This is a genomic window from Sulfurimonas sp. hsl 1-7 (assembly GCF_030577135.1).
In the GTDB taxonomy this organism is placed as follows: domain Bacteria; phylum Campylobacterota; class Campylobacteria; order Campylobacterales; family Sulfurimonadaceae; genus Sulfurimonas; species Sulfurimonas microaerophilus.
The window spans coordinates 217,159-228,184 of the sequence record NZ_JAUIRR010000002.1 but is presented as its reverse complement, the minus strand read 5'-3'; the positions used below and the strand labels follow the sequence as shown (position 1 = coordinate 228,184).

At 35.6% G+C, this 11,026-nt stretch carries 14 protein-coding genes; 11 read left to right on the top strand and 3 right to left on the bottom strand.

Annotation, left to right across the window (positions count from 1 at the left end; all coding sequences use genetic code 11):
- Positions 1-6 precede the first annotated feature (6 nt).
- Entirely contained in the window at positions 7-570 is a 564-nt protein-coding gene (ribA, locus tag QWY88_RS04755) for a GTP cyclohydrolase II (protein ID WP_304544656.1), read from the bottom strand.
- Positions 571-627: 57 nt separating this feature from the next.
- On the opposite strand from ribA, the gene hemB reads away from it, so the two are divergent.
- The 8 genes from hemB to soxZ all read left to right on the top strand — a co-directional run bounded on the left by hemB (position 628) and on the right by soxZ (position 7,017).
- Positions 628-1,599: a porphobilinogen synthase gene (hemB, locus tag QWY88_RS04750; protein WP_304544654.1), complete on the top strand. Its 972-nt coding sequence runs from the start codon at positions 628-630 to the stop codon at positions 1,597-1,599.
- A gap of 36 nt (positions 1,600-1,635) precedes the next feature.
- Positions 1,636-2,559: an ornithine carbamoyltransferase gene (gene argF, locus QWY88_RS04745; protein WP_304544652.1), complete on the top strand. Its 924-nt coding sequence runs from the start codon at positions 1,636-1,638 to the stop codon at positions 2,557-2,559.
- Between the two features lie 3 nt (positions 2,560-2,562).
- Positions 2,563-3,750 (top strand): multiheme c-type cytochrome, encoded by a 1,188-nt coding sequence (locus QWY88_RS04740; protein ID WP_304544650.1) that lies wholly within the window; start codon positions 2,563-2,565, stop codon positions 3,748-3,750.
- A gap of 114 nt (positions 3,751-3,864) precedes the next feature.
- Positions 3,865-4,533, top strand: a complete 669-nt coding sequence (locus tag QWY88_RS04735) for a response regulator transcription factor (RefSeq protein WP_304544648.1) — start codon at positions 3,865-3,867, stop codon at positions 4,531-4,533.
- Positions 4,490-5,677, top strand: coding sequence for a sensor histidine kinase (locus tag QWY88_RS04730; RefSeq protein ID WP_304544642.1), 1,188 nt, complete (start codon positions 4,490-4,492; stop codon positions 5,675-5,677). Before QWY88_RS04735 ends, QWY88_RS04730 begins: the two co-directional genes overlap by 44 nt.
- Before the next feature lie 75 nt (positions 5,678-5,752).
- Positions 5,753-6,049, top strand: a complete 297-nt coding sequence (locus tag QWY88_RS04725) for a c-type cytochrome (protein WP_304544640.1) — start codon at positions 5,753-5,755, stop codon at positions 6,047-6,049.
- Between the two features lie 48 nt (positions 6,050-6,097).
- Positions 6,098-6,577, top strand: a complete 480-nt coding sequence (locus QWY88_RS04720; protein WP_304544638.1) for a thiosulfate oxidation carrier protein SoxY — start codon at positions 6,098-6,100, stop codon at positions 6,575-6,577.
- 125 nt (positions 6,578-6,702) lie between these two features.
- Positions 6,703-7,017 (top strand): thiosulfate oxidation carrier complex protein SoxZ, encoded by a 315-nt coding sequence (soxZ, locus tag QWY88_RS04715; RefSeq protein ID WP_304544636.1) that lies wholly within the window; start codon positions 6,703-6,705, stop codon positions 7,015-7,017.
- Between the two features lie 9 nt (positions 7,018-7,026).
- Here soxZ and trpS read toward each other — a convergent pair whose 3' ends face one another.
- Positions 7,027-7,992, bottom strand: a complete 966-nt coding sequence (trpS, locus tag QWY88_RS04710; protein ID WP_304544635.1) for a tryptophan--tRNA ligase — start codon at positions 7,990-7,992, stop codon at positions 7,027-7,029.
- Positions 7,993-8,094: 102 nt separating this feature from the next.
- Between trpS and hpf the strand changes: the two genes are divergently transcribed.
- The 3 genes from hpf to hemJ are packed head-to-tail and all read left to right on the top strand — an operon-like array spanning position 8,095 to position 9,459.
- Positions 8,095-8,424 (top strand): ribosome hibernation-promoting factor, HPF/YfiA family, encoded by a 330-nt coding sequence (gene hpf, locus QWY88_RS04705; protein WP_304544633.1) that lies wholly within the window; start codon positions 8,095-8,097, stop codon positions 8,422-8,424.
- The gene (locus QWY88_RS04700) at positions 8,417-9,025 is read left to right on the top strand and encodes a hypothetical protein (RefSeq protein ID WP_304544631.1); all 609 of its coding nucleotides are present in this window, start codon (positions 8,417-8,419) and stop codon (positions 9,023-9,025) included. The genes hpf and QWY88_RS04700 overlap by 8 nt, the downstream gene beginning before the upstream one ends.
- Positions 9,026-9,036: 11 nt before the next feature.
- Positions 9,037-9,459, top strand: coding sequence for a protoporphyrinogen oxidase HemJ (hemJ, locus tag QWY88_RS04695; RefSeq protein ID WP_304544629.1), 423 nt, complete (start codon positions 9,037-9,039; stop codon positions 9,457-9,459).
- 49 nt (positions 9,460-9,508) lie between these two features.
- On the opposite strand, the gene der is transcribed toward hemJ, so the two are convergent.
- Positions 9,509-10,984 (bottom strand): ribosome biogenesis GTPase Der, encoded by a 1,476-nt coding sequence (der, locus tag QWY88_RS04690; protein WP_304544623.1) that lies wholly within the window; start codon positions 10,982-10,984, stop codon positions 9,509-9,511.
- Between the last annotated feature and the right edge of the window lie 42 nt (positions 10,985-11,026).

Here is an 11,026-nt window from a genome sequence, read left to right as displayed (position 1 = left end):
CTTACTTTATATGAGGTGTCCCATCTCATCACGTTTGACGTTGAGATAACCTTCATTATGTTTATTTGATTGCATCACAATAGGGATCCTCTCAACAATCTCAACTCCGCTAATAGAATTGACTTTAGCAGGGTTGTTTGTAAGAAGTTTGATCTTTTCAATATTAAAGTGGTTTAATATAAATGTAACTATCTCATAGCTTCTTTCATCGGCAGAAAACCCAAGTTGATGATTAGCCTCTATGGTATTGTAACCCTGATCTTGCAGAGCGTAAGCATTCACTTTATTAAGAAGCCCAATATTTCTTCCTTCCTGACGAAGATAAATCACCATTCCACCTGTTTCATTTGCCATCTCTAAAGCATATTCGAGTTGATCGCGACAGTCACATTTTAGGCTGCCGATCGCATCTCCGGTTAAACATTCCGAGTGTACTCGTACGATGGGAATATCATCTAAATTTTTTGAATAGATAACTAAATGTTCTTTATGTCCCTCTTTAAATGCTTTGACTTTAAAGTCGCCAAAACGTGAGGGTAAATTTGCTACTTCTGATATCTCTATATTCATTTATTAATCTTTATAATGGTAAAATAATCACAATTATAGCAAAAAAGGTTAAAAACTATGTTCCAAAGATTTCGTAGAACACGTTTAAACAAACATTTACGTGCATTAGTACGAGAAACACAAGTGAGTGTTGATGATTTTATCTATCCATTATTTGTAAGAAGTGGGGAAGGGATTAAGACTGAAGTAGCATCTATGCCGGGCGTGTATCAGATGAGTATTGATGTTGCTGTCAAAGAGTGTGAAGAGTTAAAAGAGTTAGGGATCTACTCTATTATACTATTCGGTATCCCCGATACGAAAGATTCGGTTGGAAGTGATGCATTATGCGAGCACGGAATTATTGCAAGTGCGGTAAAAGCGATCAAAGCTGAACATCCAGATATGTTTGTAGTAACTGATCTTTGTTTTTGTGAATACACTGATCACGGACACTGTGGAATTATCGATGAAGAGAGAGAAACGGTTGTTAATGATGCAACTTTAGAGCTTTCGGGTAAACAAGCTGTTGTTCATGCAAAAGCGGGTGTTGATATGATCGCACCTTCAGGGATGATGGACGGTATTATTGAAACACTTAGAGATGCACTTGATGAGGCAGGCTATGAAGACCTTCCAATCATGAGTTACTCAACGAAATTTGCTTCAGGATACTATGGACCTTTCCGTGACGTGGCAGAATCTACACCGAGTTTCGGAGACAGAAGCTCTTACCAGATGGATCCTGCAAACCGTCGTGAAGCGATCGCTGAATCGATCGAAGATGAGGCACAAGGTGCAGATATTTTAATGGTAAAACCGGTTCTTGCTTATCTTGATATTGTACGTGAGATTAAAGACAACACAACAAAACCGTTAGCCGTATATAATGTAAGCGGTGAATATGCAATGTTAAAACATGCCGGAGCGGCAGGTTTAATCGACTATGATCGTGTGATGATGGAAACTATGGTAGCATTCAAACGTGCAGGTGCCGATATAATTATTTCATATCACGCCAAAGAAGTAGCAAAACTTCTAAAAAAATAGTATAATTGATGCTTATTTAAAAATTTAGGACAGAGAATGAGACATTTTTTAACACTAAAAGACTTTAGTAAAGAAGAGATATTAGAGATTATTGATCTAGGTCTTAGTATTAAAAAAAATTTGAAAAACGGTATATATAACAAAGAGCTGGAAAACAAAACTTTAGCGATGATTTTTGAGAAAAGTTCAACAAGAACTCGTGTAAGTTTTGAAACCGGAATGTTCCAACTCGGTGGACATGCCCTCTTTTTATCAAACCGTGATATCCACTTAGGTCGCGGTGAACCCGTTAAAGATACTGCGCGTGTTATTAGCAGAATGTGTGACATGGTTATGATTAGAACTTTTGAACACTCAATGATCGAAGAGTTTGCAAAATACTCTAAGGTTCCTGTAGTAAACGGTCTTACAGATTCATACCATCCTGTACAACTTCTTGCAGATTATATGACTATACTTGAATACGGTATGGAAAAAGATCTTGTAGTTGCATATGTGGGAGATGGTAACAATATGACTCACTCTTGGTTGATGTTAGCTGCAAAACTCGGATTTGAGCTTCGTATAGCAACACCAAAAGGGTATGAGGTAGATAGCGATGTACTTAAAGAGGCTTACGAACTTGCAAAAGAGAGCGGGGCTGTTATTAAAGTAAGCAATGATCCAAAAGAGGCTATTACGGATGCCACAATTGTAACGACAGATACTTGGGCATCTATGGGGCAAGAGGATGAAAAAGAGCAACGTATTAAAGATTTTGACGGTTACATTGTAGACGGTCTTATGATGTGTTTAGCAAAAAAAGGTGCAAAATTTCTTCATTGTTTACCGGCATATCGTGGTCAAGAGGTAAGTGAAGAAGTTTTAGAAGAGCATAGTGAGATAGTTTTTTCTGAAGCTGAAAATCGATTACATGCTCAAAAAGGGCTTATGGTCTGGTTAGATAAACAAAGAGGATAACATATGAAGATTTTTCTAGTTTTTTTACTCGCAGTTAGTTTTAGTTATGGTGCTGAAGTTGTTAAGGTAGATGAAAAGTATCAAGAGTCTACAAGTTGTAAAACGTGTCACAAAAGAATAGTGGACGAGTGGAGCAACTCTTGGCATGCAAAAAGCCACTTTAAAAATGATGAGTACTTTAGAAAAAGTATAGAGTATGTAAGTAGAAAAACAAGAAAAAGTCTTAATAGTGTAAAAATTGAGTGTGCAACATGCCACAATCCTCGAATTTCAGTAACAGATACCGGTATTGATTATGAGATAGCAGCTGTTATGGGCCTTGATAAAGGTAGTAATGTTAACAAAGCAGTTAACGATAATGCTATCAGTGAGGGGATCAATTGTGTCGTATGTCATAATGTAGATAAAATCCATGATGAATACGATGAGAAAAAACGTGGAATGGATAGAGTTGAATGGACACCGTCTGGAACTATGACGGGACCATATGATGATGCTCAATCTCCATATCATAAAACTATACACCACGATTTTATGGATAAAACACCTAACAGACTTTGTTTCGTATGTCATGCAAATGACAGAAGTGTGAAAAAAGGCTTAGTCTTTACAAATATGGAAGCTGAGTACAAAGGGGACCAGGCATGTGTGACATGTCATATGGGACCACAGAAACAAGATGTCGCTGCAACATTTAGCATTAATGGAAAACAAAAAATCAGAACTGTAAGAAATCATGGTTTTATGGGTGCTCACTCTTCAGCGATGTGGGAAGATGCATTAAAACTTTCATTGTCAACAAAGCAGAATAAGCTTCTTATCACTATAACAAACCCTCAACCTCACAATATCCCTAGCGGTTTTGGTGGAAGAGAATTAGTTTTAGATGTAGTTTATAAAGATACCGGAGACAAAGTTATAGAAAATAAAACTATCTCTTTAACTACTACGTACACGAGAAGAAAAGGGAAAGAGAGTACGCCTCATATGGCAAGAAAACAATCTAAAGATATGAGTATTCCTGCAAAAGGGAAAAAAGTCTTGAAAGTTGATAAATTGCCTGGTGCTAAAAAAGTTGAAGTAAACTTAAGTTACAGATTAGTAAATGACGAGATAAAAGGTCTTTTAGATTTAAAAGATCCTATCTGGAGTAAAAAGTTTGCTATAACAAAAGCAACTAAAAAGTTATAAGATACATTTTTAGTATCTTATAATTGCTAGACTCCAATCACTTTAGAAGCACCTCTTCTTGCTTCTATCTCCAAAAACAATTTATATATTTACAGACAATGTTATAATTTAAGTATGAAAAAAATATTACTTCTTGAAGATGACATGGCATTGCATGAAACCGTTAAAGATTTTTTAGAATCTTTAGAGTATGAAGTGATCAGCAGTTTTGACGGAGAAGATGCCGGTGAAAAGGCCTACGAAAATAATTTTGATCTACTTCTACTTGATGTAAATGTCCCTAAAATGAGCGGTTTTGAACTTTTAAGTGAAATAAGAGACAGACAAAATGAAACACCTGCCATCTTTATTACATCTTTGAGTGGTATAGCAGACTTAGAGAGTGGCTATGATAGCGGATGTGATGACTATATAAAAAAGCCGTTTGCACTCAAAGAGTTGCAACTAAGAGTTGAAACACTTTTAAAAAGAGAGTTTTACCATAATAAAAGTGATGAAGTAACGCTGCCAAATGGATGCAGTTTTGATACAGGCAATGATACATTAAAACAAAACGGTGTTTTAATATCACTAGCGAATAAGGAACTGCAACTTTTAAAACTTTTTTTACAGCATAAAAATGAATTAGTAAGTCATGAAGTGATTGAGAACAGATTGTGGGGATATGATGAAGAGAGCAGTGAGAGTGCCGTACGAACGTACATTAAACATCTGCGTCAAATTTTAGGAAAGGATACAATTGTCAGTATTAAAAAATCTGGATATAAATTTATCCAAAAGTAGCAAGAAAACGCTTCGAAACTTTTTATTACTCTATATCTTTTTTACACTGGTTATCACGGGACTAGGTGTATATCTTTATTACAGTTCACAAAAAGAGATCTATAATCAAGAGCAGTTGGTCGCTTTAAATGATTATGCCAATGAATTAACTCTAAAACTCAAAGATCTGAAAAACGATACGACAAACGAGTTACTCTATCCTTGGGATAAAAAGTTTAAAACTACCCTTTACGACAAAGATTATAAACTTCTATATTCAACAAAACAAAATCCTACGCTTGATTTGAGTGCTCTGCAGATGACGCAAAATATGATAGCACGCTATCTGAAAAACAGTGATGAATATTATTTGGGAGCGCAGTATATTATAGTTGAGATGGCAGGGGATGAAAATTTTGAATCTTCACTGTTACGTACGATAGTTTTGTTTGCCAGTATCTTCTTAATATTTATGCTGAGTGTAGGATATTTCTTACTCAGACTTTTACTGAGTCCTATGAAGGATACACTCTATCTACTTGATAGATTTATCAAAGATACGACACATGAGTTAAATACACCTGTTAGTACGATTTTAACAAACATTGAACTGCTTCAAACTCAGGAGCAAAACAAGTTCTCTCAAAAGGTGATAAACAGAATTGAGATAGGGGCAAAAACACTTTCAAACATCTATGATGATCTTACCTTTTTAGTACTCAAGCATAAACTTGTATCACACGATGAAAAGCTTATACTCAATGAAGTCCTAGATGAGAGAGTAGAGTATTTCAACTCTTTGGCAAAAATAAAAAATATTGAGATAATTGAGAATTTTCAAGAAGAGATTGTTTTAAACATTGATCGGAAAAAACTTATAAAGGTAATTGATAATCTTCTTTCAAACGCTATTAAATACAATACTATTAACGGAACAATAGAGATAGCAGTTAATCAAAAGAGTTTAACTATTAAAGATAGCGGCATAGGGATAGCCAAAGAGAACTTGGAGAACCTTTTCACACGTTATGCTAGATTTACAAACTCTACGGGTGGATTTGGGATAGGTCTGCATATTGTAAAATCTATTGTAGATGAGTATGGATTTGGGATCAGCGTCGATTCTGTTGAAGAGAAATATACAGCTTTTACCATTACATTTTAAATCTGAATCCACTTCACAATCACTTCACAATTATTTTCTATACTACTCTTAACAAAATAAAAAAAGGAGTTTCAAATGAAAACTTTATTAAAAACAATCATCGCGTTAGGAATTTTAGGTGCGGCAGCTTTAAGTGCAGACGCTAACTTTGCAAAATGTACAGCGTGTCACGGTGCAAACGGTGAGAAAAAAGCTTTAGGAAAATCACAAGTGATTCAAGGTTGGAAAGCAGAGAAAACTCTTGCTGCTTTAAAAGGATATAAAGATGGAACATACGGTGGTCCTATGAAAGGTGTGATGAAAGGTCAAGTGGCAAAATTAAACGAAGCTGATATGAAAGCACTTGCTCAACATATAGAGGGTTTAAAATAAGCTAACACATTATACAATAATATTTAATTTCAAAGTAAGGAAAAGATTATGGAAAGAAGACAATTTTTAAGTATGACTTTAGGTGCATTAGCTTTAGCTGTTGTACCTGCAAGCGTAAGAGCTGAGGATTTCAGAAAATCTAAACCAGCTGTATGGACTGCACACACTGTTGATGATGCTATCATGGCAATGTATGGTAAAAAAGACCTCACTATGAGTAATGTTAAATTAACTGCTGCTAAAGTTGCATCTGACAGCCCTAAAAAAGCTGTTGCATCTAACGGTGGTGCAATTCCAGTAGATTTTTCAGTATCTGTTCCTGCTAAAACTGTAGCAGTATTCCAAGATGCTAACCCAGAAGCTGCTGTATGTGTTTACACTGTATCTAAATACGATGTTATGGATTATTCAATTAAAATCAAAATGGCTAAATCTGGTACTATTACTATCGTAGCTGAAGGTACTGACGGTAAACTTTATGCTGCTAAACAAACTTTAGATGTTGCACTTGGTGGATGTGAAGGTTAAAGATTTATATGTACGCCATTGAAGCAAAGCTCCAAAATTGGCTACGTTTGCGCCACTTTGGCGACTAAAGCTTGTCTTATAAAAGGCAGATAGTGAATGAATAAGAAAAAATATAAGGATAAAAAATGGCTGATATTAAAGTAAAAGCAAAATTAAAAGGCGGCGTAGTTTCTGTTAAAGCAATGGCTAAACATGAGATGTCTACATACAACATGGCGGAGAAAAAAACTGGTGACAGAGAAAATGCTAACTTCATTACTCACGTTGTTGCTACTGTTAACGGTGAAACTGTAATGGAGATGTCTACTTCTCAATACCTATCTAAAAACCCAATCTTTAAATTCGATATCAAAGGTATCGGTGCTAAAGGTGACTCTCTAGAGATGGTTGCTGTTGATAGAAAAGGTAACACTTTAAAAGGTAAAGGTAAAATTAAATAATTTTACCTTTTAGTATTTGATTCCCGTAACGCTTCTAACTTTTTCAATAAGTTCAGAGGCTACGGCTCTTGCTTTATCAGCACCGGCATTTAAAATCTCTCTCACTTCATCCTGATGTGTTTCAAAATATTCACGCTTTTCTCTGTATGGTCTAAAATACTCCCAAATTACATCGTGAAGGTAAAGTTTGAAGTGGCCGTGCCCCTCTCCGCCTCGTTGATATCTTTCTTGAAGCAGTTGGCACTCATTTTCATTTAAAAAGAGTTTTGCCATATTGTAAACATTACACTCTTCATACTCTTTTGGAGCTTCCATCGGTACGTTTTCCGTTACGATTTTTTTGATCGTTTTAAGCTGTTTTTTCTCTTCACCAAAAATATTTACAGTGTTCCCGTAACTTTTTGACATTTTTTGCCCATCTGTACCGGGTACAGTTGCAACATTTTCAGCAACTTGATACTCAGGAAGTTTAAATATTTCACCGTATTCATTGTTAAACTTGATAGCAATATCACGTGCGATCTCAACGTGTTGTATCTGATCTTTTCCAACAGGAATAACATCCGGAGAAAATAGTAATATATCTGCTGCCATTAATACAGGATAAGAAAATAGTGAATGGTTTGCTGCGATCCCTTTGGCAGTTTTGTCTTTATAACTGTGCGCACGCTCCAATAATCCCATAGGTGTAAAAGATGAAAGTACCCAATAAAGCTCTAATACCTCTTTAACATCTGATTGTACCCAGAACGTTGATCTAGAAGGATCAATTCCAAGTGCTAAAAAATCAGTTGCCGCTTGCATCGTTAACTCTTTAAGACGATCTCCGTCATTAAGTGATGTCATAGCGTGGTAGTTTGCAATAAATGCAAAAGTCTCATTTTGTTCTTGTGCATCAACCATCTGCTTAATGGAACCGAAGTAATTCCCTAAATGCAGATCTCCTGATGGTTGAATTCCTGTAAAAACTCTCATACATCTCTTCCTATTTTTTTTCGTATTATACTCATCTTAGCTTTATTTTGCTATTATTTGAGTAAATTAAAGGGTATAAAAGCCCTATATAAAGGATATGTTATGAATTTACAAATTCGTGCAAAAGATATTACATTAACTGACAATACAAAAGACCACATTGGAAACGCTGTTGAAGCATTTAGAAAATATTCACTAGATATTACAAGTATTGACTGTGTTGTAGCATCTGAGAAAAAAGGTGTAATGGTAGAGTTCAATATTAAAGTTGCTCACGCTAACCCTGTAATTATTACACAACATGATGAAGATTTAGATGCTGCAATCGATCTTGCAGTTGAGCGTGCTACAAAAGCACTTCGTCGTTTACATGAAAGAGTTGTTTCTCATGGTGCTGAGTCATTAAAAGACTTAGAAGTGGTTGATGCATAAAATATTTTTTTTAAGTATTCTACTGCTATTTTTCACTAGCTTATCTGCTAGTGAAAATCAATATTCAATTCGTGGTGTTTATGGTTGGTCTTCAGTTAAAGATCTTGGGGATATTTTATTAGGTGACGTAGATCCAGATCATAAAGAGTATAAGCTTTATTCTGTTGATGCTGGTAAGTTATTGTATAGTAACGTAAATGAGTGGCCTATAGATCTTTACGCTAAAGCTGGTTTTGTTTATTACAATGAAAACAACTTTGAAGATTGTTATGGTGCAGATGTTTACATCAAAGCATTTTGGAACCTTGATTTTTTGGATAATCGTGTTCGTTTAGGTCTTGGTGAAGGACTCTCCTATACAACAAGACTGTTACAAATTGAAGAACTTGATGCAGAGCTTAAAACTTCTCCAACTTCCAAATTTTTAAATTATCTTGATCTTAGTATAGATTTTGATCTTGGAAAACTTATAGGATCAAAACCTTTGGAGGAACTCTACTTAGGTGTTGTAATGAAACATCGTTCAGGGATATTTGGAACTTTTAGCGGTGTTCACGGTGGTTCAAACTATAACTCTATCTATTTAGAGAAAAACTTTTAAAGGATACAAAGATGTATGACTGGGTAGTATGGTTTCATGTACTCTCGTTTATATCTTGGTTTTCCGCTTTATTCTACCTTCCTCGATTATTTGTATATCATGCAGAGAACATCGAGAACAAAGGTTTTGTAGAGGTTGTGAAAATTCAGGAGTATAAACTCTTTAAGTATATCGGTGTTCCTGCAATGTGGGCTACACTTTTAAGTGGTGGTTATCTGGCATACAGTCTCGGTTTTAGCGGTAACGCTTGGTTACATGCAAAAATCTTGTTTGTTGTATTTTTAGTGATCTATTTTGTGTCGTTAGAGAAGTTTCGCAGAGATTTTGAAGCTGATCGATGTACAAAAAGTGGAAAATTCTTTAGAATGTACAACGAAATTCCAACATTATTGATGTTGGTAATTGTTGCAATGGTAGTAATAAAACCGTTTTAACCTTCTCCCTTGAAAATAGGGGATAAGGTTGTTCCAAAGGAACGCTACCTTACCCTCTTTTCTTCGCCTTAAACAGTAAAGGTGTCCCCTCAAAATTAAATGCTTCTCTAAATTTATTTGCCAAATATCTTCTATATGTGAAGTGTAAACCTTTTGGCTTATTCATAACGAGTGCAATTTTCGGTGGTCTTGTTTCATACTGTGTCGCATAGTAGATACGAATTACCTGTCCGCTTACACTTGGAAGTGTGTGGCGTCTAAGTGCACGCTGTAATACTTCGTTGAGTTGTGAAGTTGGAATTCTTTGTGTATAGTTTTCATTGATGCTCAGAATCATGTCGTGAAGTCTATCAACACGCTGCCCCGATTTTGCCGAGAGAGTAATGATCGGTGCGTATGCCAAGAATTTAAATCTGTCGCGTACCTCTTGGATGATTTTATCGTGCTCTTGTTTATCTGAGATATCCCATTTGTTAAGTACGATAATAGCAGCCAGACGATTCGAGTCTACAAGTCCCGCAATCTTTTCATCAAGGTCTTTAAAAGGTTCACTTGCATCTAAAACGATTAAGGCCATATTTGCATTTTCAAGCATCTCTTTCGTACGAAGCAGAGCATACTTCTCGATACCTACAATTTTACCGCGACGGCGAAGACCGGCAGTATCTACGAATGTGAGTTGTTTGTCTTTGTAAACGATAGTCTCATCAATAGGATCTATAGTTGTCCCTGCTACACTACTAACAACTGAACGTTCTTCATGTAAAAGAGCATTTAAAAGTGAACTTTTACCGACATTTGTACGCCCGATAATAGCGATTTTTATATGGTTGTCATCTTCTGGATCATACTCTTTGATGTTGTCATTTTCTGCAAAGATTGAATCATCTTCAAAATTGCTTTCATCATCTGCATCCCAGTAGTAGTAGCCATCCTCTTCATCATCGCTTTTATCTTCCATAAAGAACTCTTCATCACTAAGTTCCTCTTCATCAACAGAAACAACCTCTTGTTCCTCCTCTTCGACAATGATATCCTCATCAGGGATTCTCTCATATAGCCAATCGAGTAGAGCAATTGTATTTCTGTTATGTGCTACAGATATTCCAAAAATAGCATCAGTTCCAAATTCGTAAAAGTCCCAAAGTTTCTCTTTCATCTTGTCATTATCGATTTTGTTAACAACAAGAGCTACATCTTTTCCAAGAGTTTGGAGCTCATAAAAAAGCTTTTTATCTTCCTCTTCAGGTAAACCTTTACCATCAACCATATAGAGAATGATATCTGCTGCATATGCTGCTTTTAAACTCATCTCTTTGATCTTGTCATATAGTTCACAACCTTTGTCAAGACCACCGGTATCTAAAAGCTCTGCCTGTTTATTATTTATAATGGCTACTTTTCTTTTAATATCTCTTGTAGTACCTGCCAGATCGGATGTGATTGCATCACGTTTCTTGACTAGTCTGTTAAATAGTGAGCTTTTTCCAACATTCGGACGACCGATAATGGCGATTTTTTTCATGAGATGTACCTTAAAAGAAGTATATTTTTTTTGGAATTATAT

Bases quoted from the DNA above. Each gene is read 5' to 3' on its own strand.
- ribA (WP_304544656.1), bottom strand. From the start codon at position 570: ATGAATATAGAGATATCAGAAGTAGCAAATTTACCCTCACGTTTTGGC.
- hemB (WP_304544654.1), top strand. From the start codon at position 628: ATGTTCCAAAGATTTCGTAGAACACGTTTAAACAAACATTTACGTGCA.
- argF (WP_304544652.1), top strand. From the start codon at position 1,636: ATGAGACATTTTTTAACACTAAAAGACTTTAGTAAAGAAGAGATATTA.
- QWY88_RS04740 (WP_304544650.1), top strand. From the start codon at position 2,563: ATGAAGATTTTTCTAGTTTTTTTACTCGCAGTTAGTTTTAGTTATGGT.
- QWY88_RS04735 (WP_304544648.1), top strand. From the start codon at position 3,865: ATGAAAAAAATATTACTTCTTGAAGATGACATGGCATTGCATGAAACC.
- QWY88_RS04725 (WP_304544640.1), top strand. From the start codon at position 5,753: ATGAAAACTTTATTAAAAACAATCATCGCGTTAGGAATTTTAGGTGCG.
- QWY88_RS04720 (WP_304544638.1), top strand. From the start codon at position 6,098: ATGGAAAGAAGACAATTTTTAAGTATGACTTTAGGTGCATTAGCTTTA.
- soxZ (WP_304544636.1), top strand. From the start codon at position 6,703: ATGGCTGATATTAAAGTAAAAGCAAAATTAAAAGGCGGCGTAGTTTCT.
- trpS (WP_304544635.1), bottom strand. From the start codon at position 7,992: ATGAGAGTTTTTACAGGAATTCAACCATCAGGAGATCTGCATTTAGGG.
- hpf (WP_304544633.1), top strand. From the start codon at position 8,095: ATGAATTTACAAATTCGTGCAAAAGATATTACATTAACTGACAATACA.
- QWY88_RS04700 (WP_304544631.1), top strand. From the start codon at position 8,417: ATGCATAAAATATTTTTTTTAAGTATTCTACTGCTATTTTTCACTAGC.
- hemJ (WP_304544629.1), top strand. From the start codon at position 9,037: ATGTATGACTGGGTAGTATGGTTTCATGTACTCTCGTTTATATCTTGG.
- der (WP_304544623.1), bottom strand. From the start codon at position 10,984: ATGAAAAAAATCGCCATTATCGGTCGTCCGAATGTTGGAAAAAGCTCA.